The 25,600-nt window shown below is 72.7% G+C and carries 24 protein-coding genes; 4 read left to right on the top strand and 20 right to left on the bottom strand.

From position 1 onward, the window contains the following. Window positions 1-4: 4 nt before the first annotated feature. The 16 genes from mraY to NQZ70_RS10620 all read right to left on the bottom strand — a co-directional run bounded on the left by mraY (window position 5) and on the right by NQZ70_RS10620 (window position 18,435). Entirely contained in the window at window positions 5-1,135 is a 1,131-nt protein-coding gene (gene mraY / locus NQZ70_RS10695) for a phospho-N-acetylmuramoyl-pentapeptide-transferase (RefSeq protein ID WP_020734079.1), read from the bottom strand. After that, window positions 1,132-2,736, bottom strand: coding sequence for a UDP-N-acetylmuramoyl-L-alanyl-D-glutamate--2,6-diaminopimelate ligase (locus NQZ70_RS10690; RefSeq protein ID WP_129574129.1), 1,605 nt, complete (start codon window positions 2,734-2,736; stop codon window positions 1,132-1,134). Before NQZ70_RS10690 ends, mraY begins: the two co-directional genes overlap by 4 nt. Continuing rightward, entirely contained in the window at window positions 2,733-4,820 is a 2,088-nt protein-coding gene (locus tag NQZ70_RS10685) for a penicillin-binding protein (protein WP_129574128.1), read from the bottom strand. The genes NQZ70_RS10690 and NQZ70_RS10685 overlap by 4 nt, the downstream gene beginning before the upstream one ends. Then, on the bottom strand, window positions 4,817-5,170 hold the full coding sequence (locus tag NQZ70_RS10680) for a cell division protein FtsL (RefSeq protein ID WP_129574127.1): 354 nt from the start codon (window positions 5,168-5,170) through the stop codon (window positions 4,817-4,819). The genes NQZ70_RS10685 and NQZ70_RS10680 overlap by 4 nt, the downstream gene beginning before the upstream one ends. Then, a complete protein-coding gene (rsmH, locus tag NQZ70_RS10675; RefSeq protein WP_129574126.1) occupies window positions 5,167-6,114 on the bottom strand; it encodes a 16S rRNA (cytosine(1402)-N(4))-methyltransferase RsmH in 948 nt (315 codons plus the stop codon). Before rsmH ends, NQZ70_RS10680 begins: the two co-directional genes overlap by 4 nt. Continuing rightward, window positions 6,111-6,569 carry a division/cell wall cluster transcriptional repressor MraZ gene (mraZ, locus tag NQZ70_RS10670; RefSeq protein ID WP_129574125.1) on the bottom strand — a complete coding sequence of 153 codons (459 nt, stop codon included), beginning with the start codon at window positions 6,567-6,569 and terminating at the stop codon, window positions 6,111-6,113. Before mraZ ends, rsmH begins: the two co-directional genes overlap by 4 nt. Window positions 6,570-7,085: 516 nt before the next feature. Further along, window positions 7,086-7,490, bottom strand: a complete 405-nt coding sequence (locus NQZ70_RS10665) for a cobalamin B12-binding domain-containing protein (RefSeq protein WP_129574124.1) — start codon at window positions 7,488-7,490, stop codon at window positions 7,086-7,088. 79 nt (window positions 7,491-7,569) lie between these two features. Beyond that, the gene (locus NQZ70_RS10660) at window positions 7,570-9,699 is read right to left on the bottom strand and encodes a GYF domain-containing protein (protein WP_272828192.1); all 2,130 of its coding nucleotides are present in this window, start codon (window positions 9,697-9,699) and stop codon (window positions 7,570-7,572) included. A 72-nt stretch (window positions 9,700-9,771) separates the two neighbouring features. Further along, window positions 9,772-11,451: a response regulator gene (locus tag NQZ70_RS10655; protein WP_129574122.1), complete on the bottom strand. Its 1,680-nt coding sequence runs from the start codon at window positions 11,449-11,451 to the stop codon at window positions 9,772-9,774. A gap of 361 nt (window positions 11,452-11,812) precedes the next feature. Next, window positions 11,813-12,934, bottom strand: a complete 1,122-nt coding sequence (gene tgt, locus NQZ70_RS10650) for a tRNA guanosine(34) transglycosylase Tgt (protein ID WP_129574121.1) — start codon at window positions 12,932-12,934, stop codon at window positions 11,813-11,815. Then, window positions 12,931-14,055: a tRNA preQ1(34) S-adenosylmethionine ribosyltransferase-isomerase QueA gene (gene queA, locus NQZ70_RS10645; RefSeq protein WP_129574120.1), complete on the bottom strand. Its 1,125-nt coding sequence runs from the start codon at window positions 14,053-14,055 to the stop codon at window positions 12,931-12,933. Before queA ends, tgt begins: the two co-directional genes overlap by 4 nt. 9 nt (window positions 14,056-14,064) lie before the next feature. After that, on the bottom strand, window positions 14,065-14,472 hold the full coding sequence (locus tag NQZ70_RS10640) for a response regulator (RefSeq protein WP_237245212.1): 408 nt from the start codon (window positions 14,470-14,472) through the stop codon (window positions 14,065-14,067). A gap of 410 nt (window positions 14,473-14,882) precedes the next feature. After that, window positions 14,883-16,238: a sigma-54 dependent transcriptional regulator gene (locus NQZ70_RS10635; RefSeq protein WP_129574118.1), complete on the bottom strand. Its 1,356-nt coding sequence runs from the start codon at window positions 16,236-16,238 to the stop codon at window positions 14,883-14,885. A 208-nt stretch (window positions 16,239-16,446) separates the two neighbouring features. Continuing rightward, window positions 16,447-16,917 (bottom strand): bacterioferritin, encoded by a 471-nt coding sequence (gene bfr, locus NQZ70_RS10630; protein ID WP_020734067.1) that lies wholly within the window; start codon window positions 16,915-16,917, stop codon window positions 16,447-16,449. Window positions 16,918-17,096: 179 nt separating this feature from the next. Then, window positions 17,097-17,309 (bottom strand): bacterioferritin-associated ferredoxin, encoded by a 213-nt coding sequence (locus NQZ70_RS10625; protein ID WP_129574117.1) that lies wholly within the window; start codon window positions 17,307-17,309, stop codon window positions 17,097-17,099. Window positions 17,310-17,670: 361 nt separating this feature from the next. Further along, the gene (locus tag NQZ70_RS10620; RefSeq protein WP_129574116.1) at window positions 17,671-18,435 is read right to left on the bottom strand and encodes an SDR family oxidoreductase; all 765 of its coding nucleotides are present in this window, start codon (window positions 18,433-18,435) and stop codon (window positions 17,671-17,673) included. A 162-nt stretch (window positions 18,436-18,597) separates the two neighbouring features. Here NQZ70_RS10620 and NQZ70_RS10615 point away from each other — a divergent pair, with 162 nt between their 5' ends. Then, on the top strand, window positions 18,598-19,020 hold the full coding sequence (locus NQZ70_RS10615; protein WP_129574115.1) for a hypothetical protein: 423 nt from the start codon (window positions 18,598-18,600) through the stop codon (window positions 19,018-19,020). A 66-nt stretch (window positions 19,021-19,086) separates the two neighbouring features. Here NQZ70_RS10615 and NQZ70_RS10610 read toward each other — a convergent pair whose 3' ends face one another. The 3 genes from NQZ70_RS10610 to NQZ70_RS10600 all read right to left on the bottom strand — a co-directional run bounded on the left by NQZ70_RS10610 (window position 19,087) and on the right by NQZ70_RS10600 (window position 20,586). Further along, entirely contained in the window at window positions 19,087-19,755 is a 669-nt protein-coding gene (locus NQZ70_RS10610) for a sigma-70 family RNA polymerase sigma factor (protein WP_129574114.1), read from the bottom strand. Between the two features lie 2 nt (window positions 19,756-19,757). Then, entirely contained in the window at window positions 19,758-20,000 is a 243-nt protein-coding gene (locus NQZ70_RS10605) for a hypothetical protein (RefSeq protein WP_129574113.1), read from the bottom strand. 61 nt (window positions 20,001-20,061) lie between these two features. Continuing rightward, on the bottom strand, window positions 20,062-20,586 hold the full coding sequence (locus NQZ70_RS10600; protein WP_207217796.1) for a hypothetical protein: 525 nt from the start codon (window positions 20,584-20,586) through the stop codon (window positions 20,062-20,064). A 283-nt stretch (window positions 20,587-20,869) separates the two neighbouring features. Between NQZ70_RS10600 and ftsH the strand changes: the two genes are divergently transcribed. Continuing rightward, window positions 20,870-22,690, top strand: a complete 1,821-nt coding sequence (ftsH, locus tag NQZ70_RS10595) for an ATP-dependent zinc metalloprotease FtsH (protein ID WP_129574111.1) — start codon at window positions 20,870-20,872, stop codon at window positions 22,688-22,690. Between the two features lie 9 nt (window positions 22,691-22,699). On the opposite strand, the gene lepB is transcribed toward ftsH, so the two are convergent. After that, window positions 22,700-23,434, bottom strand: a complete 735-nt coding sequence (gene lepB / locus NQZ70_RS10590) for a signal peptidase I (protein ID WP_129574110.1) — start codon at window positions 23,432-23,434, stop codon at window positions 22,700-22,702. A gap of 47 nt (window positions 23,435-23,481) precedes the next feature. Between lepB and NQZ70_RS10585 the strand changes: the two genes are divergently transcribed. Further along, window positions 23,482-24,327, top strand: coding sequence for a shikimate dehydrogenase (locus NQZ70_RS10585; RefSeq protein ID WP_408022416.1), 846 nt, complete (start codon window positions 23,482-23,484; stop codon window positions 24,325-24,327). A 127-nt stretch (window positions 24,328-24,454) separates the two neighbouring features. After that, the gene (locus tag NQZ70_RS10580) at window positions 24,455-25,498 is read left to right on the top strand and encodes an arginine N-succinyltransferase (protein ID WP_129574108.1); all 1,044 of its coding nucleotides are present in this window, start codon (window positions 24,455-24,457) and stop codon (window positions 25,496-25,498) included. Window positions 25,499-25,600: the final 102 nt, after the last annotated feature.

The following is a 25,600-nucleotide window of genomic DNA, read 5'->3' as shown; positions in this document are numbered from 1 at the left end:
GCCCTCACCGCAGCTTCATCGACGCCAGGGAGACCAGCGCCAGGAGGATGGAGATGATCCAGAAGCGCACGATGATCTTGGGCTCCGCCCACCCCTTCTTCTCGTAGTGGTGGTGGATCGGCGCCATCAAGAAGACGCGCTTGCCGGTGAGCTTGAACGAGAGGACCTGCGTGATGACGCTGACCGTCTCGATGAAGAAGATCCCCCCGAGGATGATCGAGAGGAGCTCGTTCTTGGTGAAGACGGCGAGCATCCCGAGCCCGCCCCCGAGGGCGAGCGACCCGACGTCTCCCATGAAGACCTGCGCGGGGTACGTGTTGTACCAGAGGAAGCCGATCCCCGCGCCGATGACCGAGCCGCAGTACACCGACAGCTCGCCGGCCGACGCGATCGCGGGGATGTCGAGGTAGGCCGCGAGCGAGAAGTTCGCGATGGAGGCGCCGACGATGTACGCGAGGATGAGGTACGTCCCCGCGTTGATGATCACCGGGCCGATCGCGAGCCCGTCGAGGCCGTCGGTGAGGTTCACGGCGTTCGACGTCGCCACCACGACGAAGACGGCGAACGGGACGTAGGCGTAGAGCGGCAGCTCGATGTGGTACTTCGAGAACGCGAGGAACGGGATCGCGAGCCGCGTCCTGATCTCCGCCCAGTCCGGCGGGAGCTTGGACGCGAGCAAGAACGTGTAGGCCACGGCCGCGCCGCCGATGAGCACCTGGCCGATGAGCTTGTAACGGCCCGGCAGGCCGCCGCTGTTCCGCCGCTTGATCTTGAGGAAGTCGTCCAGGTAGCCGATGACGCCGTAGCCCGCGGTCACCGCCGTCGTCGCGAGGACGAACGGGTTCCGGAGGTCGGCCCACAGCACGGTGGGGAGCAGCAGCGACAGCAGGATGAGCGCGCCGCCCATCGTCGGCGTGCCCGCCTTGATCTTGTGCGTCTCCGGCCCCTCGGCGCGGACCACCTGCCCGATCTGCTTGCGCCGCAGCTCGCGGATGAACCACGGCGCGAGCAGGAACGTCAGCACCATGGCGGTGATCGTCGCCATGATCGTGCGGAACGGGATGTAGCGCAGGACGTTGAGCCAGCTCAGCCAGCTGTAGTGGAACTTGAGCGGGTAGAAGAGCTCGTAGATCATCCCGCACCTCCGCGCGGCTGCCGCTCGGCCTCTGCGCGAGCGCGGCGGGCGGCGAGTGCGCGGCGCGCCTCGTCGCGATCGTCGAACGGCAGCGTGACGCCGCCGATGATCTGGTACGGCTCGTGGCCCTTGCCCGCGATGAGGACCAGGTCCCCGGGCTCGGCGTCCTGCACCGCGCGCTCGATGGCACGCGCGCGATCGAGCTCCACGACGACGCGCGCGCGCCCGGCGGCGAGGCCCGGCAGGATGGCGTCGGCGATCGCGCGCGGATCCTCGCTGCGCGGGTTGTCGTTGGTCACGATGGCGACGTCGGCGCCGAGGCCGACCGCCTCGCCCATCCGCGGCCGCTTCAGCGGATCGCGGTCGCCGCCGCACCCGAACACGCAGTGGACGCGCCCGCCGCCGAGGGCGCGGACGCTCGCGAGCACGCGGGCGAGCGCGTCCGGCGTGTGGGCGTAATCGACGAGCACGATCACGTCGTCGACGCCCGGGGCATCGCAGCGCTCCAGGCGGCCGGCGACCTGGATCGGCGACGAGAGCGCCGCCGCGGCGTCGCCGACGTCGAACCCGAGCAGGTACGCCACGGCGAGGGCGGCCAGCAGGTTCGACGCGTTGTGCGCGCCGAGCAGGTGGGACCGGATGGTGACCTCGCCGGCGGGCGTGCGGGCGCGGAGGAAGATGCCGCGCGCCTCGTGGACGAGCTCGACGGGCGCGATCTCCGCCGCGTCCGGGCCGGCGCCCACCTCGGTCGAGTAGCGCGCGAGCGTCGACGCGACCGGGCGCGAGAGCCCGCCCGGGGCGATCCGCTGGACGAGCTCCCGCCCGAAGGGATCGTCGACGTTGATCGCCGCGGCGCCGGGGCCGAGATCCACGAACAGGCGCGCCTTCGCCTCGGCGTACGCCTCCATCGTGCCGTGGTAATCGAGGTGATCCTGGGTGAGGTTCGTGAAGACGGCGGTCCGGAAGCGGACCGCGTCGACGCGCTTCGCGGCGAGCGCGATCGACGAGACCTCCATCACGAGGTGCGTCGCGCCGCGGCCGACCATCGCCGCGGCGACGCGCGCGAGCTCGTCCGCCTCGGGGCTCGTGTGCGAGGCGTGGACGTCGAGATCGCCGAAGCGGTAGCCGAGCGTCCCCACGATCCCGGCCCGGCCGCCGCACCGATCGATGCAGGCCTGCACGAGATGGGCCGTCGTCGTCTTGCCGTTCGTGCCGGTGATGCCGACGACGTCGAGCGTGAAGGTCGGGTGCCGGTAGACCGCCGCGGCGGCCAGGGCGAGCGCGAGCGGCACGTCGGGCACCTCGACGCGGGCGGCGCCGAGCGTGTCGGCGGCGCTCCCGCGCGCGAGGATGACCGCCCGCGCGCCGCGCGCGACGGCCTCGGGGATGAAGCGCTCGCCGTGCGCGTGCGCGCCCGCGCGCGCCACGAAGATGTCCCCCGGCTCCACCTTCCGCGAGTCGAGGCGCACGCCGGTCACGAGCAGCTCCGCCGCGTCCGCGGGGGACAGCGCGGCGCCCGGGATCTCGCGCAGCACGTCGCCGAGGCGGAGCGCGAGCTCGACCTCGGCCACGCCGGCCTCCTTGGGGTCGCGCGGCGTCATGTGGGGGGCTCGAAGATCAGCTTCAGGGGCGATCCCTTGGGCAGCACGGTCCCGGCCGGGGGCTCCTGGCGCGTGAGCTTCCCCGTGCCCTCGACGCTCGGATCGAGCCCGAGCGCCGCGGCGCTCCTCACCGCCTCGCGCTGCGGCAGGCCGGTGAGATCGGGGACGCGCAGCTCCCCCGTCTTGAGCGGCGCCGACGGCGTGACCACCCCCGTCGCGATCGGCGCCGCCGCGGCGCGCGCCTCGTTCAGGACCTGGTAGGTGTTCGCCGCGATGTCCTCGCCCGACTGCTCGGCGACCTCCGACAGCTTCATCGGCACGCTCCCGCGCGGGGTAACGCCCAGGTAGCGCAGCGCCATCTCGCCGACCCGCCGGAAGACGGGCGCCGCGACCGAGCCGCCGCCGTACGTGCCGCCCAGCGGCTCATCGAGCACCACGGCGATGGCGAGCCGCGGCCGCTCGGCCGGGACGAAGCCGACGAACGACGCCACGTAGTGGGTGTCGGTGTACCTGCCCGTCGCCGGATCGATCTTCTGCGCCGTGCCCGTCTTCCCCGCGACGCGGAAGCCCGGGATGCTCGCCTCGACGCCGGTCCCGTTGCCCTCCGTCACCGCGACGAGCATCTCCGACATCATCCGCGCGATCGACGCGGGCACCGCGTCGCGGCGCACGCGCGGCGACGTCTCGGACAGCGTGACGCCGGTGCCGTCGGTGATCCGCTTGATCAGGATGGGCTCGAGCAGCCGACCGCGGTTGGCGACCGACGCCATGGCCATGGCGAGCTGGAGCGTCGTCACGCTGATCCCCTGCCCGAACGAGGCGGCCGCCGTCTCGACCTGGACCCAGGGGCGGCCGCGCGGCCGCAGCACGCCCACGGACTCGCCCGGCAGCGGCACGCCGGTGAGGTCGCCGAAGCCGAACCGGCGGAGGCCCTCGTAGAGCCGTTGCTCGCCGAGCCCGAGCGCGATCTTCGCCGTGCCGATGTTGGACGACTGGCCGAGGATCTGCGGCAGCGTCAGCCACTTGTGCACGTGCGTGTCGTGGATCACGACGTTGTCGATCGCCATGTTCCCCTCCTCGCAGTAGATGGTCGCGCTCGGGGAGACGCTCTTCGCCGCGAGCGCGCTCGCGATGGCGAACACCTTCATCGTGGAGCCGGGCTCGAAGCGATCGACCACGCAGCGGTTGCGCCGGGCCCCGGGATCGCTCTGCGAGTAGTCGTTCGGGTTGAACCCCGGGGCGCTCGCCATCGCGAGGATCTCGCCGCTCTCGGGGTCGACGACCACGATCGAGCCGCCGATCGCCTCGTAGGTCTTCATCGCCGCCTCGAGCTCGCGCTCGGCGGTGAACTGGATGCCCTTGTCGATCGTGAGGTGGACGTCGTGCCCGGCGAGCGCCTGCTCGTCCGCGATCCCCTCCGAGAAGATGAGCCGGCCCGATCGATCGCGGAGCCCGCGCACCTCCGCCGCGTTGCCGCGGAGCTCGTGCTCCATGCTGAGCTCGAGCCCCTCCTTGCCCTCGCCGTCGGTGGCGACGAAGCCGAGCAGCGGGCCGGCGAGCTCGCGGTTCGGGTAGAAGCGGCGCCCCTCACCCTCGATCACGAGCCCGCGCACCGGGTAGCGCTGCGTCCGGTCGCCGAGCGCGCGGACGTTCTCGACCTCCTGCTCGGAGATGCGGCGCTTGAGCCAGGCGAAGCGGCGCCGCCGGCTGAGCTTCTCCACGACGTCCTCGACCGGCAGCGAGAGCGCCTGCGCGATGCGCTCGGCGTACTGCTGGATCCGCATCGGGATGTACTGCTCGTCGACGCCGCGGAGCATCTCGACCGCGTCGACGGAGACGCTGGGCACCTCCACGCTCTCCGCGAGCGGCGCGCCGTTCCGGTCGTAGATGGTGCCGCGCTTCGGCGTGATGTGGAGCCGCCGCTGGCGCTGCCGCTCGGCGAGGTCGTACCAGGCGTCGCCGTCCTCGACCTCGATCCGGTAGGCGCCGGACACGACGCCGCCCAGGCCGAGCGCCATGAGGCCGCAGAGCAGCCCCATGCGGATGCGGATCCACCGCGCGCGCCGCGGATCGAGGTTCTTCATTCCGGCTGACCCCCGCTCGGCGGCGCGCTGCCGGCCTCGCCGCTCGTCGGATCGCGCTCCGGCGGCGCCGCGTAGCCCCGCACCGGGAAGACCCGCTCGGGCGGCGGCGGCGTCATGCCGAGCAGCGAGCGGGCGACCATCTCCACGCGCTGCGGCGTCTCGTAGCTGGCCGCCTCGAGCGACAGCACCCGCTTGACCTCGCGCAGCCGCGCCTGCTCGGCGCGCGCCCGGCCGAGCCGGTAGCCGAGGTCGACCGTGCGCCCGCGCAGGGCGAGGTGCACGACGAACGCCGCCACGGTCGCGGCCACCGCGAGCGTCCACAGCACGAGGAACGGGCGCTGCTGCGTCACGCGAGCGCCTCAGGGCCGGAGACGCGCCGCGCGGCGCGGAGCTTCGCGCTGCGGGCCCGCGGGTTGCCTTCGATCTCCTCGTCGCCCGCGGTCACCGGCTTCTTGGTGAGCGGCTGCCAGACCTCCGGCTCGCGCAGCGCGCGCTTGACGATGCGGTCCTCGAGCGAGTGGAACGAGATCACCGCGAGCACGCCGCCGGGCGCGACGATCCTGGGCGCCGCCTCGAGCAGCGCCTCGAGCTCGTCGAGCTCTCCGTTCACGGCGATGCGCAGCGCCTGGAACGTGCGCGTCGCCGGATCGACGCCGCCGATGCGCGCCGGCCCGACCGCGCGCACCACGGCGCGCCTGAGGTCGAGCGTCGTCGCGAGCTCGCCGCCCTCGGCCGCCTGCTTGATACAGCGGGCGACCCGCCGGCTGCGGCGCTCCTCGCCGTAGCGGTAAATGAGGTCCGCGAGCTCCTCGTCGCTGAGCCGCTCGATGAGCTCGAGCGCCGTCTCGCCGCGGCTCCGGTCCATCCGCATGTCGAGCGGCCCCTCGGCGCGGAAGCTCATGCCGCGGGCCGGGTCGTCGAGCTGCATGGAGCTCACGCCGATGTCGGCCACGAGCCCGTCCACCTGCGGGACGCCGAGGGCGGCGAGGTGCCGCTCGATCTCGGAGAACTCGCCGTGAACGTAGGTCACCCGGTCCCCCATCCGGGCGAGCCGGGCGCGCGCGATGGCGAGGGCGCGCTCGTCGCGATCGATCCCGATGACCCGGCTGCCGGGCGTGTCGAGGATCGCCTCGGTGTGGCCGCCGGCGCCGAGCGTCGCGTCGACGTAGACGCCCTGGCTGACGGGCGCGAGGGCGGCGATCACCTCGCGGCCGAGGACGGAGACGTGCTGCTCGCCGCGCGGCCGCGGTGGCGGAGGGGGCAGGTGCATGGGGACTACATTGACGACGTTCATAGGCGGAACTGCTCCGCGATTGCTGTCTTGAAGCTCTGAAGCTCGACCTCGCTCATCTGCTGGGCGGCCTTCCACCGCTCCTTCGACCAGAGCTCGATCGTCTGTCCCATCCCCGCCCACAGGACGTCCTTCGTGAGGCTCGCGTGCTCGCGGAGCGACGGCGGGATGAGGATCCGGCCCTGCTTGTCGAGGTCGCACTCGACGGCCGCGGACAGGTAGCGGCGCCGGAACGCGACCACGTTGGAATCGAATTGCGGCAGCGCTGCAATTTTAGCCTCCAGCTCCTCCCAGGCCTTCATCGGGTACGCGTGTAGGCAGGGGTCGAAGAGGGCGGGGGTGATGACCATGCGCAGGTCGTTCGCGGCCGCGAGCACGTCCCGAAAGCGCGAAGGGAGGCTCGTGCGCCCCTTCGCGTCGATCGCGTGCTCGAAGTGACCGCGAAACATCGTGCTCATCGACCCCAGCTCCGGCTGGCCTGTCCTGCCGAGGGCTTGGCGACGCGTTGCCCCAACGAGCGCTCACCGCGTCGTGACATTCTCTGCCACTTCTTCCCACGAAGCTCCGCCACGCTACGGAGGGAGGTGCCGAGTGTCAACAGTTTGGGAGATTTCTGGACCTCAACCGGCACCTATGTAGGTCATTTATCCACAAGGTGTTCTTTCACAAAACAGCACGTTTTCTCGCGATCCAGCGGCTGAACCGGGACCGTGGGAGGAAGTGGGGAGCCGCTGGAAGGTGAGCGCGACCGCTTCTGGCGGACGCTGGCAAGGCGGAAAGGAAGCGAGGCGGATCGCCGCCCTGGACGACCGATTTCGCGGGCCGGCAGGCGGGACCGTGGACGGCGACCGGGCGGGCTCAGCGAGCCGGCTGCCGGTGGGGAAGCGTTCGGTGGGGGAGCGTGGGGGCGCGCGGTGGGGGAGAGTGGGGACCCGCGCGGTGGGGGAGAGTGGGGAGCCGCGCCGCCGCGGCGGTCAGCCGTGGGGGGTCACGTGGGTCTGGACCCACTCCACGATGCTCTTCAGGGTGGTCCCGGGGGTGAAGACGCCCTTCACGCCGGCGTCCTGGAGGCGCGCGACGTCCTCGTCCGGGATGATGCCCCCGCCGAAGACGACGATGTCCTCGGCGCCGTGCTTGCGGAGGGCCTCGATGACGGCGGGGAAGAGGGTGTTGTGCGCTCCGGACATGATCGACAGCCCCACGGCGTCGACGTCCTCCTGCACGGCGGCGGACGCGATCATGTCGGGGGTCTGGTGCAGGCCCGTGTAGACCACCTCGAAGCCCGCGTCGCGGAGTGCCCGGGCGACCACCTTCGCGCCGCGGTCGTGGCCGTCCAGGCCGGGCTTGGCCACGAGGATTCGGACTTTGCGCTCTGCCATGATCGCGTCGATTACCGCCTGCCCGGGCATACGTAAAGCGCAGCGCCCCGGCGGAGCGGCCTCCCCTCCCCGCGAGCGCTCACTGGGCCGCGAAGACGAACGGGATGGTCACGGGCGTGGAGCCCGAGGAGGGCGGAAACCGCCAGGACTTGATCCGCGAGGCGATGCAGCTCGCCAGGCCGGGGTAGTCCTTCTCCGAGCCGCCGGCCGAGACGGACTGGACGGCGCCCGAGGCGCCGATGACCACCGAGGCCGAGACGCGGGCGGTGGTGGACGCGTTGCGGTCGCGCGCGTCGAGGGCGGGCTGCCAGCAGTGGCGCCGGACGCTCGGCCGGTTCGCCTCGACGACGCCGGCGATCTCCCCCTGGGAGAGCGGGGTCAGGCTGGAGCCGGCGCCCTGGCTGCCCGGCCCCGACGTCGGGCCGGGGACCCCGGCGCCGAACCCGGACCGGTCGAGCTGCGCCCCGGTCGCGGAGGCGACCGGCTTTTCCGGCGGAGGGCGCTGGCTCGCCACGGCGCCCGGCTTGCCGGGCGAGGCGGCCTCCGGCCTGGCAGAAGGCGCCTCGGCGGGCGGCGGCGCCTCCGGCTCGACGCTGGGCGGCGGCGGCGGGGCGGCCGTGGGGAGATCGACCGGGTTGCTCGGCGGCGCGGTCACGACCTGCACGGTGGTCTGCGGCTTGGGCGACAGCAGGACGTAGGCGGAGACGCCGCCGAACGCCGCCGCCATGGCGATGAAGGCGTAGGCGAGCGGGCTCATGCCCGAGCGCCGCCTCGGCGCGACCGTCTCCACCAGGCTGGCGGGCGTGGCCACGAGGGGCGCAGGCTCCGCCGAGGAGAGCGCTCCGGCCGACGCCGCCGTCAGGGGCGGCGAGCCGCCCACGGCCACGCCGCCCGCCGGCGCCGTCGCGGACGGCGAGCCGCCCAGGGCCAGGCCGCCCGCAGCGCGAGCGACGTCGGCCGAGGCGGGCTGCGCCAGGTCGGCTCTCGGCGCGGCGGCGGCCGCCGGCCTGGCCGCGAACGGATCGGCCAGCACCTCGACCGGCGCGGGGCCCGCGGCGTGGGCCCGCGCGGCGCCGCCCGAGGCGTCGGGCCACGCGGCCGGCGCGCTCGCGGCGGACGTCGCCGGCGCGCTCGCGGCCGGCGTCCCCGCCGCGGTGAAGGCGGCGACCGCGCCGGCGACCGCGGGGGACCGCTCGCTCAGGCCGGGGGCCTCCGGCTCGAGCGCCGCCGCGCGCGCGGGCGCGGCCGCTGCGAGCGGGGGGACCCTCGACGACGGGGGCGCCTTCGCCGGCGGAGGGACCTGCGGCTGAACGGCGGCGAAGCCCGTGCTGCTGGTGCGGCGCGCGGGCGCGGACACGCGGGTCGTCTGGGCCTGCGTGACGATCTCGAGCAGCTCCGGGAAGTTCTTGAGGGGCAGCCACTCGTCGAAGCCCTCGCGCCAGACGAGGGAGTCGCCGTCCACCGCGCCGGCGAGCGCCTTCTCGCGGATGACGGCGAGCCGCACCGGGCCGAGCGGGACCCCGCCGACCCCGACGTACCAGTCCTCGCTCGCCGTGGAGCGCACGGCCGGCGCCTTCCCGAGCGGCCGGTCGTTGGACATCGATCGCGTGAACACGCTGGCGGCCCCCGCCGGCGGCGCGGGCTCCGCCGCCCGCGCAGCGGGACCGGCAGGCGCGGGCTGGGCGGCCCGCGGCGCGGCGGCCGAGGGCTGGGCGGCCCGCGGCGCGGCAGGCGCGGGCTGCGCGGCCCGCGGTGCGGCGGGCGCGGGCGTGCCGGGCGTCGGCGCCCCCGGCGCAGGGCGCGGGCCCGACACCGGCCCAGGCGCGGCGCGCGGGGCCACCGGAGGTCGAGGCGCGCCCCCCGGGCGCGGGAGGGCCTGCGACGCCGGCCGGGGCGGCGCCGGCGCAGCGACCTGGCCCCGCGACGACGCCGGCGGCGGCTTCGGCGCGCTCGCGGCACCGGGGTCGGCCACCGTCGCGCCGAGCCCGGCGGGCGGAGCCTCGTCGCTCGGGGGGGCGAGCTGCGCGTCGTCGGCCGTCGCGCGCGGCGGCTCGACCGGGAGAGCCCGCGCCACGGAGCTCTCGGTGACGCTCGCGCTCACCTGAATGAGGTGCCCGCATCGCCGGCACTGCATCCGCACCATCTTGCCGGCGACCTTCTCGTCGCCGATCTGGTACTTGGCCTTGCAGTTATCGCAGATGAATTTCATCCAGGGACGCGCCTGCCGGTGGAATCGGCGCAGTCTACGACAGCTTGGCCGCGGGCGACATGGGCTAGACGGTCAGAGCAGCCCGAGCAGGTGCTCCTTGATGGATTGCCGCGTCGGGTCATCGGGCGCGACGCCCAGCGCGCGCTCCCACGTCTCGATGGCTTTGTTGCGGAACCCGGCCTTCTGGTAGAGCACCGCGAGGTTCTTCAGGGCCGGGAAGTGCTTGCCGTTGATGTGCAGCGCCGTCTCCAGCTCCTGGATGGCGTCGTAGAGCTGCCCCTGCTTGCCGTAGAGCAGGCCGAGGTGGAAGTGCAGCCGGTACGCGAGCGGATCGATGGCCGTGCCCTCGCGCAGGTGCCGCACGGCTTTATCGAAATCGCCCGCGCGGTACGCCGCGATCCCCGCGGCGAGGAGGCGCTCTGCCTCGGCCGAAATCCGGTCCTGATCGCCGCGGATCGAGCGCGCCTGGAGCGCGTTCTCCACGGCGGCGACGACGTCGGCCACGCGGAAGGGCTTCTCGATGTACGCCTCCACGCCGTAGCTCGACTTCAGGTCCTCCGCGAACCGCCACCCGCGGTAGACGGCCGAGATCATGATGATCGGGATGTGGCCGTAGCGCTGGGTGCCCTTCATGCGGCGGGCGATGTCGAAGCCGTGCACCTCGGGCAGCATGGCGTCGAGGATCATCACGTCGGGCGGATTCTCCTTGACCATGCGCAGCGCGAGGAGCCCGCGGTCGGCCTCCTCGACGCGGTACCCGCGCTCCTCGAAGATGCGGCGGAGCAGCTTCCGGATCTCCGGCTCGTCGTCGACCACGAGGATCGTGGTCTGATCGCCCTGCGGCGCCTTGCCTGCGCCCGGGAGCGACTCGACCACGGACAGATCGCGATCGGCGGTGCCGAAATCGGTGTCCGTCAGCTCGTCGGCGGCCGCCGCCCTCCGCATGGCGTCGTCGACGACGAGCGGGGGCCCGGCCGAGGAGATGCGGGCCGGCGACGGGGCAGCGGGCGGGCTCGGGTCGTCGGACAGATCGGCGAACGAGATCTCGGCGTCGTCGCGCGGGCGCTCCGGCGCGGGCTTCGCCGGCGGGGCGGCGCTGGGCGCGGGCGGCGGCGCAGGGGCGGCAGGGGCCTGGGCGACCGTCGACGGCGGCACGGCGGACGCGGGCCGGCGCGGCGGAGGCTGCGCAGGAGCGGGCGCGGGCGCGGGCGGCGCCTCCGGCGCGGACGACGCCGTCGCGGCGCCGAGTCCGGCCCGCTTCAGCACCTCGGGCGGGCACCTGGCGCCGACGAAGAACGGCTCGCCCTGCTCCTTCATGTCGTAGGCGGCCGCGATGGTCCGCACGAGGGGGCCCGCGAGCGCGATGTACGGGAAGACGCGCTTGCCCGTCACGAACTCGAGCTCGTCGATCACCTTCTTGTCGGCGGGCGCGGCCATGGCCACGAGGATGCGATCCTCGCGGACGAGCACGGGCAGGAGCTTGTGCTTGGCGGCGATCTCGCGCGGCAGGATCGAGAGGTCGCTGAGCTTGATGCAGACCTGGTTGAGATCGATGCCGGGAACGCCGCTCTGCTCGGAGAGGGCCTTCAGCGCAGCGACCTCGGAGACGGTGCCGCTCTCGATGAGGTTCGTGGCGAGGGGGACCCCCTTCGCGCGCGCCTCGAGGAGCGCTTGTTCGAGCTGGGGCTGGGTGACCGCCCTTTGCTGGAGGAGGATGCGTCCGAGCGGCTTCTTGTTGGCGTCTTGCGTCATTCCGCGGGCCGAATCCGAAGGCTAATGGACGAGGAAAGCGCGGGCAAGCACGCGGTCCGCGCGCGAGGGCGGCCGTTCGGCCTGCGCGGCCGGCTGGGGCTCGCGCGCCGGCGCCTCGGGCCCACGGGCGGGTCGAGCGCGGCCGAGGCGTGGCCCCGCGCGCGCGGGTGCGGGCGCGCGGCGCCATGCCGGAGGCGAGGGCTCACCATCCGCCCATGGTACCTCGGAACCCTCCCGGGCAGCGCGGACGTTGCGCCCGCCGCGCGATCCCCCGCGGCCGCTCCAGGAGCGCCTCCAGAGACCAAGGGGACGATGTAGGCGGCCTTCGATCGCGCGGTCGCTCGGCCCCTGGGTTGCTCGGTTACTCGGCGGCATCGCGCGCGCCGAGCCACGCGCGGGCGAACGCCGCGTACCGCCCCTCGGCGATGGCCGCGCGCGCCTCGCGCATCAGGCGGCCATACAGGTGGAGGTTGTGCTCGGTCAGCAGGCGCAGCACCAGGATCTCGCCCGCCATGTAGAGGTGCCGGAGGTACGCGCGGCTGTACCCCCCGGCGCAGGTCGGGCAGGCGCAGGTCGGATCGAGCGGCGATCGGTCCTCCTTGTAGCGCGCCTGCTTGATGACGACCTTGCCGTGCTGCGTGAGCGCCTGCCCGTTGCGGGCGTTCCGGGTGGGGAGCACGCAATCGAACATGTCGACCCCGGCGCCGATCGCGTGAACGAGATCGAGCGGCGTCCCCACGCCCATGAGATAGCGGGGGCGCGACGGATCGAGGTGCGGCGCGATCTGCGCGACGACCTCGTGCATCAGCGCGATCGGCTCGCCCACGGAGAAGCCGCCCAGGGCGAGCCCATCGAACGGCAGGGCCCCGAGCTCGTCCGCGTGCGCCGTGCGCAGGGCGACCGAGGTGCCGCCCTGCACGATGCCGAAGAGCGCCTGGGTGGGGCGCTTGGCGGCGAGGCAGCGCTTCCCCCAGCGCGTCGTCAGGCGGCAGGCCTCCTCGACCTCCGCGAGCGGCGCGCCGCCGGGCGGGCACACGTCGAGCTGCATCGCGATGTCGGCCCCGAGCAGCCCCTGCACCTCCATCGCGACCTCGGGCGTGAGCGCCTTGCGGGCGCCGTCGAGGTGCGAGCGGAACACGAAGCCGTCCTCCACGAGGGTGCGCCGCTCGGCGAGCGAGAAGGCCTGGAAGCCGCCGGAGTCCGTGAGCATCGCGTGCGGCCAGCGCGTGAACGCGTGCAGCCCGCCGAGCTGCGCGACGAGCTCGGGCCCGGGGCGGAGCCACAGGTGGTACGTGTTGCCGAGGACGATCCTCGCGCCGGTCGCGGCCACCTCGGCGGGGGTCAACGTCTTCACGCTGCCCTGGGTGCCGACCGGCATGAACGTCGGGGTCGGCACGTCGCCGTGCGGCGTGGAGAGCACGCCCGTGCGGGCATGACCGTCCCGCGCGAGCTCGGTGAAGGCGAAGCCGGGCGTCCGGCTCATGACGCGCTCGCGCCGCGGATCAGCATGGCGTCTCCATAGGAATAGAAGCGGTAGCGGGCCTCGATCGCCGCGCGGTACGCGAGGAGCGCGCGCTCGCGGCCGGCGAAGGCGAATACCAGCGCGAGCAGCGTCGAGCGCGGCAGGTGGAAGTTCGTCAGCAAGCCGTCCACGACGCGGAACCGGTAGCCGGGCTGGATCAGCAGGCGCGTCTCCCCGGACTGCGCCCGCACGAGGCCCTCGGCCGCCGGGTCGGCCGCGCTCTCCAGCGCGCGCACCACGGTGGTGCCGATCGCGACCACCGGCGCGCCGCGCTCGCGCGCGGCCGCGACCGCGCCGGCGGTCGCCTCGGGGACCGAGTAGATCTCGGCGTGCATCGGGTGCTCGTCGAGATCGTCGACCGTGACCGGCTGGAACGTGCCGAGGCCGACGTGCAGCGTGACGCTCGCGATCTCGACCCCGTTCGCGCGGAGCCGCTCGACGAGCCCGGGCGAGAGGTGGAGGCCCGCCGTGGGCGCGGCGACCGCGCCCGGGACGCGGGCGAAGATGGTCTGGTACCGCTCGCGATCGGACGCGTCGTCGCCGCGGCCGAGGTAGGGCGGGAGCGGGACGTGCCCGTAGGCGTCGATCGCGGCCGCGACGGACAGCCCTGCCGGCGACGAGAGCCGCACCGTGAGCACGCCGTCGTCCGCGCGCTCCAGCACCTCCGCGACCAGCGCCCCCTCGCGCTCGAGATCGAGCACCGCGCCCGGCCGGATCGGCTTGGACGCGCGCCCCATCGCTCGCCAGCGCTCGGGGCGCGCCGCGCCCTCGCGCGGCTCGCCGGCGGTCCCCTCCCCGCCGTCAGGCGCCTCGTCCAGCCGGTGCAGCAGGAAGAGCTCCACCTGCCCTCCGGTGCCGCGCTTCTTGCCGAACAGCCGGGCGGGCACGACCTTCGTGTCGTTGACGATGACGAGCGCGCCGCGCTCGATGTACCGGTCGAGATCGCGGATCGCGCCGTGCTCGACCTCGCCGGCCTCGCGGCCGCGGTCGACCAGGAGGAGCCTGGCGCCGTCGCGCTCCTCGGGGGGCCGCGACGCGATGAGCGCTTCAGGGAGTTCGTAGTCGAGCAGCTCGCAGCGCACGCCGCGCTACTAGCACGACGCGGGCGTGAGCACGTTCGTCTTGGCGCGCAGGAAGCGACAGATCTCGCCCACCTTGTAAGGCTTCGGGACGAACGCCACGGCGCCGCAGTCCGCGCGCTCGACCTGGCGCGCGGAGAGGTGATACGGGCTGGAGAGCACGACTCGCACCCTCGGGAAGGCATGCCGGATGTGACGGGCGAGCTCGAGGCCGTTCAGGTCCGGCATCATCAGGTCGATCATCGCCACGTCGATCGGGGAGGCGCCGAGGAGGCGCAGCGCATCCTGGAACGAGGCGGCGAAGACGACCTCGAACCCCTCGACGCTTAGCCCAGCTGAAAGAGCGCGACGCTGGGAATTCTCACCGTCCACGATCAGCATGCGGGCCATTAAGCGACCTCCTGCGGCGAGCGCCGCCAACCATGACTACGCCTATCGGGTCACGGTTTAGCAATTGCCGGGCCAAGCTGCCGAATCACCGAGTTGCGGTTGCCGACGCCGAAGTGAAACAGATGCGCACAGTCTACATCAGCCGCCCCATTGCACTAAGGCAAATCCCGACGCAGGGCCATTGCAAAGATGCAAGCCAAGGTGGGCTAGCTGCCCTGATTTGCTGCCGAGTCAGGTGTGTTGCTCAGCCTGGCCGTGCGTGCCGGTCGAACCCCGGACAGGCACACGCCGGTTGAGCCCGGTGGGCAGCACGTTGCCCAGCCAGGTGAGCACTGGCCTGCTCGGTCGCGTCTGCGGATACCCGCTGTACCCCGAGGGAACGTCCTGCTGAGCCTGGTCGTCAGGAACGGCAGCGCGGAACCCGGCTGCGGAGGGGCAGCTCAGCCCGGGGGGTACGTGATCGTCAGGCGGGTCATCTTGCGCCAGAGGGTGGTCGCGCTGATCCCGAGCACCTCGGCGGCGCGCTCCCGGCTGCCGTCGCACTCCCGCAGCGCGGCCTCGATCGCCTGGCGCTCGGCGCAGTCGACCACGTCGGCGAGCAGCCGGCTGCCGCCCTCGGGCGCCCGCTTCGGCTGCACGGCGGCGGGCAGCACGTCGTCGACGCTGATGACGCCGCCGCCCGAGAGGGCCACCGCCTGCTCCACCATGTTCTCGAGCTCGCGGATGTTGCCGGGGAAGTCGTACTGCGTCAGCGCCTCGATGACGCCGTCCGCGGCGCGCGCCCGACAGGCCATCTTCCGGTTGTACTTCTCCAGGAAGAACTCCCAGAGGATCGGGATGTCCTCGCGCCGAGCGCGCAGCGGTGGGAGCACGAAGCGCGCGACGTTCAGGCGGTAGTAGAGATCCTGGCGGAACCGCTTCTCCGCCACCGCGGTCAGGAGCTCCTGGTTCGTCGCGGCGATGATGCGCACGTCGACGTGGATGGGCTTGTTCTCGCCCACGCGGCGGATCTCGTTCTCCTGGATCGCGCGGAGCAGCTTCGCCTGGAAGGTGAGCGGGGTCTCGGCGATCTCGTCGAAGAAGAACGTGCCCCCGTCGGCCTCCTCGAACAGCCCCTTCCTCGCCGAGATCGCGCCCGTGAACGAGCCGCGCGCGTGGCCGAACAGCTCGCTCTCGAGGAGCGTCTCGCTGATGGCGGCGCAGTTCACCGGCACGAAGGGGCGATCGGCGCGCTTGCTGTTGGCGTGGATGGCCTTGGCGACCAGCTCCTTGCCGGTGCCGCTCTCGCCGGTGATGAGCACCGTCGCGTCGGTCGGCGCGACCTTCACGATCCGGCCCAGCACCTCGCGGACCGCCTGCGAGCGGCCCACGATGTTCTCGAAGCGGTAGCGCTCCTTGAACTCGCTCGCGAGCAGCTGCACCTCCCCGGTGAGCTTCCGGTTCTGGATCGCGCGCTCCACCTTCACGAGGAGCTCCTGCTCCGAGAACGGCTTCTGGATGTAGTCGAACGCGCCGAGCCGCATCGCCTCGACCGCGCTCTCGATGGTGCCGTACGCGGTCATCACGATGACCTCGGTGTTCGCGTTCGACTCCTTCACCGCGCGCAGGACGCCGATGCCGTCGAAGCCGCCCATCCGCAGATCGGTGAGCACGACGTCGTACGCACCCTTGGCGCCCAGGTCGGCGCCCTGGCTGCCGTCGCCCGCTTCATCGACCTCGTACCCGGCGCCACGCAGCATCATCGCGAGCGTGGTCCGCATGTTCCGCTGGTCATCGACGACAAGAATCTTCGACATGGATTTCCCCCGCCGCGCTCATCCTCCTCGTAGGGACGAGCGCGGCGCGACGATCACGGCCGACGCACCGAGCTGGCGCGTAACCGCGCGAGCGCGGTCGTCCGCGGCGCCTTGGACATGCGTCCAGAGTATCGTACGTCAAGCGCGGCCTCCGCCGCCAGAAGACGCGCGGGGTGCGCCGTCGGCGGGGGCGGCCCCCCACCCTACCCTACTCGCGGATCTGCTGGGACAGGTAGGCGGTCTCGCCAAGCTTCTCGATCAGGCCGATTTGCGTCTCGAGCCAGTCGATGTGCTCCTCCTCGGACTCGAGGATCTTGGCCAGGAGCTCCTCGGAGGTGCGATCCCCCTTGTCGCGGCAGAGGGCGATCGCCGTGTTGAGCCGCTTGACCGCGTTGTACTCGAGCTCGAGGTCGCTCTTGAGCTGCTCCGGCACGGTCTGCCCGATGTGAAGGGTGTCCAGGCGCTGCAGGTTGGGCAGCCCTTCCAGGAAGAGGATGCGATCGATGATCGCGTCGGCGTGCTTCATCTCGTCGATCGACTCGGCGCGGCCGCGCGCGGCGAGCGTGACGAAGCCCCAGTGCGCGCACATCTTCGCGTGCAGGAAGTACTGGTTGATCGCGACGAGCTCCGCCGCGAGCACCTCGTTCAACGCGTCGACGACATCTTTCGCACCCTTCATCGGACCCTCTCGCGCTCGTGCCTGTCGTGCTCGCCCCGCCGGCGACGGCGAGGAGGCGCCGGCTGGAGCGCCAGCGCCCAGGTCACATGCGCAAGGTCCGCGGAAGCGCGCAAGAAATTTCTAAGGAAAGGTCGCCGGTCCCCGCCAGAGAAACCGGAGCGCAGCGGCGATCCAGAGAATCAGGCTGCGCTGGAGACCGGCGCCATCGTGAGGCGGCGCGGGGCGGAGACGGGCTCGCCAGCGCCGACGAGCTTGGCGATCGTCGGCTGGCAGGAGCCGCACCGCGTACCGGCCCCCGTGCACTCCATCACCTCGGCCACGGAGCAGGCCCCCTCGTTCACCGCTTCGCGAATCTCTCGATCACAGACGCCCATGCAGAGGCACACGTACATGCAGAACCCCCGGCTACGTTCAAACGGGTAGGTTGATATTGAACATAGCTTTCAATATCGACGCGTCAAGCGCGAATGTTTCGTGGGCGGATCGCCGAGCCGGCTCGGGGCTCGGCCGCTCGGGGCTCGGCGCCCCCCGGCGCCGGAGGGCGGCGCCGGCGCAGCGAGACGAGGGGCCGCCGGACGGGGGTCGGGCCGACGACGGACGCCGCCGGGCAGCGCCGTGGGAGGAAGCGGGCGACGCGCGGAGCTGGAGGGCGCGGTGAGGACGCGATGAAGACGCGCGGGGACGCGGTGAGGACGCGCGGTGAGAACGCGGGGACGCGGCGGGATCCCCGGGGCCGGGGCCGCCGCGCCGGGGTCACATCGTGAGACCGCCGTCGACGTCGATGCAGCGGCCGTTGAAGTACTCGCACTCGATCACGAAGCGCACGGCCTGCCAGATGTCCTCGGGCACGCCGATGCGGCCGACCGGGATCATGGCGACCAGGGCGTCGCGCGCCTTCTGGTTCATGCCCTGCGTCATCGGCGTCTCGATCATGCCGGGCGCGACCGCGCCCACGCGGATGCCGAACGGCGCGAACTCGATCGCCCAGGTCTTCGTGTTCGCCGCGAGCGCGCTCTTCGCGGCGGTGTAGTTCGACTGGCCGCGGTTGCCGTGGCGCGCGATGGAGCTGATGTTGACGATGACGCCCTTCTGCTCGGTCTCGACCATCTTCGCGACGACCTCGCGGACCATGAGCGTGGCGCCCGTCAGGTTGACGTCGATGACGGCCTGCCACTGCGCCGCGCTCAGCTTGACGACCGCGCCGGTCTGGCGGTCCTTCTTGACCAGGAGGCCGTCCCGCAGGATGCCGGCGTTGTTCACGAGGCCGTTCAGGCCGCCCATGGCCCCGTGCGCGAAGCGGACGAACGCCTCGACCTCCGCCTCCACCGCCACGTTGAACGGCCGCGCGTGGATCTTCCCGGGGAGCCCCTGGCTCGCCTCGACCAGCGACGCGAGCCCCTCCTCGTTCACGTCGCCCGCGGCGACCTGGCCCCCGAGCTCCGCGAGCCGCAGCGCATAGTGGCGACCCAGCCCCTGGGCGGCGCCTGTGACGACAAACTTCGTGTCCTCGAGTCGCATGATCGCATTCCTCCGAGGGATCGCTCCCGGCCACTGTCTCGAAGGCGCGTCTACCACAGCGCCGCCCCCCGGCGGCGGACGACGTCGCGGCGCGCCCCGCTCCCGCCGCGCCGGGCGCGGGTAGCCGCTTGCGCCGGGTCGCATCGATGTTATTCAGCGCCCATGAGGTCGATCGCGCTCGCCGCCGCCGTGTGCGCCGGCATCCTGACCCTCGCGCCGGCCTGTGACCGCGCGCCCCCCGTGCCCGAAACCTCCGATCCGACCGGCAAGGATCTGGTCGTCGGCGCCGTGGTCGCGGCCACCGAGAAGAGCGGAGGGATCCGCATCTACAAGATCGTCGAGATCGAAGACCTGCCCGCGCCGTTCGGAAGAGACCTGCACATGATCGCCTACGATCCCAAGGTGCAGACCTTCCAGGAGGCCGCGGAGCTCCGCCACAAGCGGAAGCTGACCGTCGCGAAGGACCACATGATGGTCCGCCTCGTTCACTTCATGCCGCGCGACCACCGGGTGATCAGCAACGAGCCGGTCTCCGACGAGGAGCGAGCCCCGTACCTCCGCTCGGTCCAGAGCCGGCAGCGATAACGGCCATCCGTCGAGGGGAACGAGAGGGGAAACGACGCGCCGGCGCGCCCGCGGGGGAGCGGCGCGTCAGCGGATCGCGCGGAGCAGCTCGCCGAGCCGCGCGATCGCCTGGCTGTGCAGGCGGCTCGCCCAGCTCTTGCTGATCCCGAGATCCTGCGCGATCTGATCGAACCGCTCGTCGTCGAAGTAGTGGCGCTCGACGAGGGCGCGCTCGCGCTCGGGGAGCTCGCGCACGGCGTGCCGCACGGCCTGCGCGAGCTCGGCGGCGGAGGCGCGCTCCTCGGGGCTGTCGGCGGCGTCCGGGATTGCAGCGACGTCGCCCTGGGCCGAGAGCAGGCCGAGCGCCATCGCGGCCGCGTGCCCGGCGAGCAGGCCGCCGAGCCGCGCGGCGTAGTCCTCCTGCGTGGCCGGCGCGCCGGCGTCGTCGTCCGCCCCCCGCCCCTCCGCGAACCGCGCCGACGCGGCCAGCGCGCTGGCCCGCGCCGCCGCAGATCGCCAGCGCGTCTCCCGCCGGATGCCGTCGAAGATCGCCCAGCGGATCTTCCGCTTGGCGTACGCCTCGAACGAGGATCGGCCCGGATCGTACGTCCGCACCACCTCGAGCAGCGCCGGATGCCCGAGCGCGACGAGGTCCTCGACCGGGATGCGGCGGCCCAGGCGGCGCGCGATGCGCTTCGCGACCAACTGGAGCAGATCGAGCCCCTCGGCGAGCAGCCGGTCTTCCGGAGTGCGCACCGCTAGCCCGCCTTGGCGCGCCCCGCTGCGCCGAGCACCCCGAACGCCCGCTCGCCGCTCTCGTCGACCTCGCGCGGGTGCGCGCGCCGGAGCAGGCGGATCGCCTCGTCGTCGTGCAGCAAGACCTCCGCGAGCTGCTCGCGCATCCACGCGACCTCGTGCGCCGGCAGGCGACCCACGTAAGGCGCCACGGCGGCGTCGACCTGAGCGGCGATCCAGGGGTCGTCGAGGAGCGAAGCGTCCATGCGAGGGCGCATTATATCCGCATCGCGCGCGCCGTCATCCGGCGCACGCGACGCGGAGGCGTCACTTGGCCGGCGGCGGCGCGCCGAGGCAGGCCTCGAACGCCCTGACGCTCCGCGCGTCGAACGCGCACTTGAGCGACCTCGGATCCACGTGCTTGCCGACGTTCTGCTCGCACGACTGCGCGTACTGCTCCCCGAGGGTGGCCGCGACGGCGTCGATCCTCTTCTCGGTCTCGCCCCGCTGCTCCGGCGTCAGCTTGGCGCTCAGCGCCGCGACCTGCTCCGAGCGCGTGAGCACCGTGAGCTGCTTGCCGAGCTCGACGCAGTCGCCGTGCATGAGCGCGTAGTCGTCGGGCACCGAGTCGTCGCGCCGCGGCGCCGCCGGCGCGACGGACGGCGTCGCCCGAGCGGGCTCCGCTTCCTGCGCCTCGGCGTCCAGGGCAGCCTCCGGCGCGGGCTCGGCGCCCCTCGCTGGCTCGTCCAGCCGCGCGGGCTCGGGCTGCTCGGCCGGAGGTGGCGGAGCCCCGCCGCACCCGAGCAGAAACATCGTCAGCGGACCCGTGATCAAGAAAAGAGCTCTCCCCATGCGATGAGGGTTGATCGGTTCGCGCCGTGCGTCCACGCCGCGCCGGGCGCGCTCGGCGCTGGTGCGCCAGTGACGCAGTGACGCAGTGACGCAGTGACGCAGTGACGCAGTGACGCAGTGACGCAGTGACGCATGTTCATCGGTCGAGCGGTCGCTCGTCTCGCCTTGCCTCGAGGGTGCACGGGGAGGGTGCACGGGCCGCCTTGGCAGGCTCCGTGCAGGGCGCACCGAGGCGACAGGCCAGCCTTGCCGGCGACGTCGCCTGTCCGCGCGGAGGCGGGCCATGCGGTCGCTCTGGATTGTTCTCGTCCTGGTGCTCGGCTCGGCGCTGCTGCTTCAAGTGGTGGTGGCGTCCGATGGCCGCATCCCGTACGCGCGCTTCCGCTCGCTCGCGGAGAGCGGAGAGCTCGCCGAGGTCGAGATCCGGGACGGCGTGTACATCGGGCGAGCGGTGCCCGGCCTCGGCGCGAGCGCACCGCAGAGCTACCGCACGGGGCGCATCGAGCAGACCGAGAAGGATCTGCTCGCCGCCCTCGACCGGCGCGGAATCCCGTACACGCGCGCCGCGGACGAGCGAGGGCTGCTGCCGTACCTCTGGCTGGCGCTGCCCCTCACCGCGCTGCTCGCGATGGTCCACCTCGTGTCGCGCCGGTCGACGGCGGCGGGGAACGTCTCGGGCGCCGCGACCGCCTTTGGCAAGAACAAGGCGCGGCTCTACGAGGAGCGAGGGGCGGCGGTGACGTTCCGCGACGTCGCGGGCAGCGCCGAGGCGAAGGCCGAGCTCGGCGAGATCGTCGACTTCCTCAAGGCGCCCGAGCGCTACGAGAAGCTCGGCGGCCGGATGCCGCGGGGGGTGCTCCTCGTGGGGCCGCCCGGCACGGGCAAGACGCTGCTGGCCCGGGCGATCGCGGGAGAGGCGAGCGTCCCCTTCTTCAGCGCGTGCGGGTCGGAGTTCGTGGAGATGTTCGTCGGCGTCGGCGCCGCGCGCGTGCGCGATCTCTTCTCCCAGGCGCGCGAGAAGGGGACCTGCCTCGTGTTCATCGACGAGCTCGACGCGGTCGGCAAGGCCCGCGGCATCGGCGGCTCCGTCGGCGGCCACGACGAGCGCGAGCAGACGCTGAACCAGCTCCTGACCGAGATGGACGGGTTCGACGTGCGCGCGGCCATGGTCGTGATCGCCGCGACGAACCGCCCCGAGATCCTCGATCCGGCGCTCCTCCGGGCCGGGCGGTTCGATCGCCGGGTGCACGTCGATCGGCCCGATCTCGCCGAGCGGCGGGAGATCCTGGCGGTGCACGGGAGGAAGGTGGCGCTCGACGCGGACGTGGATCTCGACGCCGTGGCCGCGCAGACCGCGGGGCTCGTCGGGGCCGACCTCGCGAACATCGTCAACGAGGCGGCGCTGCTCGCGGCGCGGCGCAGGGCGGCCGCGGTGGGGCAGATCGACCTGGAGGCCGCGATCGAGCGCGGGCTCGCGGGGCTCGAGCGGCGGGGCCGGCGGCTCGGCGCGCGCGAGAGGCTCGTGGTCGCCTACCACGAGGTGGGGCACGCGCTGACGGCGACGCTGCTGCCCACGCAGGACCCGGTGCGCAAGGTGTCCATCGTGCCGCGCGGACCAGGGGCGCTCGGGTACACGATGCAGCTGCCGCGGGAGGACCGCTACCTGTGGAGCCGGCAGGAGATCCTCGACCGGCTGGTCGTGCTGCTCGGCGGGCGCGCCGCCGAGGCGGAGGCCGTCGGGGACCTGTCGACCGGCGCGCAGGACGACCTGCTCAACGCGACGGAGCTGGCGCGCCGCATGGTGCGCGAGCTCGGCATGGGCCAGGGGGTCGGGCTCTCGGCGCTGGAGCCGCGCCGGCCGCTGTCGTTCCTCGGCGAGCCGCGGGGCGCGCTCCCGCCCGGGGCGGGGCGGGAGTGCAGCGACGCCACCGCGCGCGAGATCGACGCGGAGGTCGCGCGGATCCTCTCGGACGCGGAGGCGCGGGCGCGCGCGATGATCTGCGGGCACCGCGCGACGCTCGAGCGCATCGCCGCGAGGCTCTACGAGGTCGAGACCCTGAGCGGCGACGAGCTCAGGGCGATGATGGCGCGAGGCGACGCGTGACCCGGGCGCTCAGTCGACGCTCCGCAGGGCGCGGGACAGATCGAAGCCCGCGGCGTCGTGGTGATAGACGACGCGGAGCACGCGGCCGCGGACGAGCTCGCGCGGCACCGCGCCCATCGCCCGGCTGTCGAGCGACGCGGCGCGGTTGTCGCCCATCACGAAGAGGTGGCCCGGCGGCACGACGACCGGCCCGAACGCCTCGAGATCGGGCTCGCCCGCCGCGTGCGTGACCGGGCCGAGGTGCTCGACCCGCGTGCCGTCCCCGAGCTCCTCGAGGGCCTGCGCCGCGCCGTCGACGTACAGTACGCCGCGCCGGAGCATCACCGTCTGCCCGGGGAGCGCGATCACGCGCTTGACGAGGAGGGTCGAGCCGCCGCGCGGATCCGCGAAGAGCACCACGTCGCCGGCGCTCGGCCCGCTGCCCTCGAACAGGTAGCGATCCGTGAGCGGGACGCGGAGCCCGTAGGCGACCTTGTCGACCAGGATGCGATCGCCGGGGGCGATCGTCGGCCACATCGAGCCGGTGGGCACGTGGTACTGGTCCGCGAGGGTCGAGCGACCCAGCGTGAGGATCGCGAGGGCCGCGAGGACCTTGAGGAGGCTGCGGCCGAGCGGCGCGACGGTCTGGTAGGCGCGCCGCGCGAACGCGCGATCGGATCGGGGCATGAACACGCCGGCCTTGGCGGGCTCGAGGCACGCTGTCGCCGCCTCCGCCGCCGGCTCGGGGGAGCTCTGCTCGCTCATCGCTGGCGGGGCTAGCATCCGCGCCGGAGACAGGCCAGCTTCGCTGCATGCACGGCTGTACTTCGTCGACTGCATCATTCTCCCGAGCTCTGGGCCGCCTCACACTCTGCGGCTCAATGTCGCTTCATCCGGTATCGACAGGCGCCGCCATGCACCTCGCCGGCTACCGCGCGCTGGGGCTCGATTTTACCTATATCCCTTTTGCGGTGACCGATGTTGAGGGAGCGCTGCGCGGGATGCGGGCGCTCGGGATCCGCGGCCTCGGTGTGTCGATGCCCTACAAGCAGGCGGTAATTCCGTTGCTGGACGAGATCGATCCCACCGCCGCGCGGATCGGCGCGGTGAACACGATCGTCAACGACGGCGGGCGCCTCCGGGGGTACAATACCGACTGGATCGGCGCGGCGCGGGCGCTCGAGGAGGCGGCGCAGCTCGGGGGCGCGCGGGTGCTGCTCCTCGGCGCGGGGGGCGCGGCGCGCGCGGTCGCGTTCGGGCTCGCGGAGCGCGGCGCCCGCGTCACGATCGCGAACCGAGATCTGGAGAAGGCGCGGCAGCTCGCGGCGGCCGTCGGCGGGACGGCCGTGCCCCTCGACGAGCGGGCGCTCACGCCCGACCACGACGTCCTCGTCAACGCGACCTCGCGCGGCATGGCCGAGGTCGACCCGCGGAGCCCCGTCCCGGAGGAGGCGTTGCGGGAGGGTCTCCTGGTCATGGATATCGTGTACAAGCCGATGATCACGGCGCTCGTGGAGGCGGCGCGGCGGCGCGGGGCCACCGCCGTTCACGGCGGGAGGATGCTCCTCCACCAGGCGGCAGAGCAGTTCCGGCTGTACACCGGGCGCGAGCCGCCGCTCGACGCCATGGACGAAGCGCTCCGCGCTCAGCTCGGCTGACCCGCGCCGGCTCGCGCCGTCCGCGCGCCGGCGGGGACGGGCGGCGCGCGGCGAGCTCTGTTGTACGCCCGGCGCGCGGCGTCCGGAGCAATGGCCAAGCGCGAGCGCCACGCGTAGGCTTCTCCCGATGATCTCGTTTGAAATACGCGCAGCCGTGACCGGCGACGAGGAGCAGCTCCTCTATGTCGCGCGCCACCTGAACTCGGTCAACCTGCCGAACAACCGTGACGCAATCCACGAGATCGTCGCCGAGAGCCACCGGAGCTTCAGCGGGGCCATCCAGGACCCCCGCCTGCGCCAATACGTCTTCGTGCTCGTCGACCTGACGAAGGGCGACAGGGGCATGATCGTCGGCACGTCGATGATCATCGCGCAGCTCGGCCGGCGCGGCGTCCCGTACATCTATTTCGACGTGCTCGACGAGGAGAAGTACTCGGCCACGATCGACAAGCACTTCCACCATACCGTGCTGCGCATCGGCTACTCGTACAATGGACCGACGGAGATCGGCGGACTCGTGCTCATGCCGGACTACCGGCAGGGGCCCGAGCGGCTCGGCACGATGATCTCGTATGTTCGCTTCCTCTACATGGCCGCGCGGCCCGACCTGTTCCAGGAGGAGATCCTCGCGGAGCTGATGCCGCCGCTCGAGCCGGATGGAACAAGCCACCTCTGGGAAGCGCTGGGGCGCAAGTTCACCGACATGAGCTATGCCGAGGCGGACCTCCTCTCCAAGAAGAACAAGGAGTTCATCAAGGGGCTCTTCCCCGAGGGGACCCTCTACGCCTCGCTGCTGCCCGAGGACGCCCAGCGCGTGATCGGAAAGGTGGGGTCGCAGACCCGGGGCGTGGAGAAGCTCCTGCGCCGCATCGGCTTCCGCTACGCCCACAGGGTCGACCCGTTCGACGGCGGGCCGCACTTCACCGCCCGCATGGACGAGATCTCCCTCGTGAGCGACACCCGCCGGGCCAAGGCAGGCCGCCCGTTCGCGCCGAGCCCGTCGGACCCGAAGGGCATCGTCGCGCTCGAGCGCCCCGACGCCCCGTATTTCCGCGCGGTCGCCGCGCACTTCCGCGACGAGGGAGAGCGCGGCCTGGCGATCGCCGAGGACGCCTGGCGCCACCTCGCGCTGGAGCCCCGCGCGCCGATCTGGGTCCTGCCCATGCCGTGAGCGACGCCGCCGCGCGCTCCGACCGGAACGCACAGACCGAGCGGGCCGAGCCGCCTTGCATTTCGACGATTCTGTTGCTACAGAATTAACAGAAGCTTTCGC

Source organism: Sorangium sp. So ce836, assembly GCF_028553905.1.
Taxonomy (GTDB): Bacteria; Myxococcota_A; Polyangia; order Polyangiales; family Polyangiaceae; genus Sorangium; species Sorangium cellulosum_D.
Note: the sequence above shows the minus strand (reverse complement) of the source record. Positions and strands in the feature narration are given on the sequence as shown.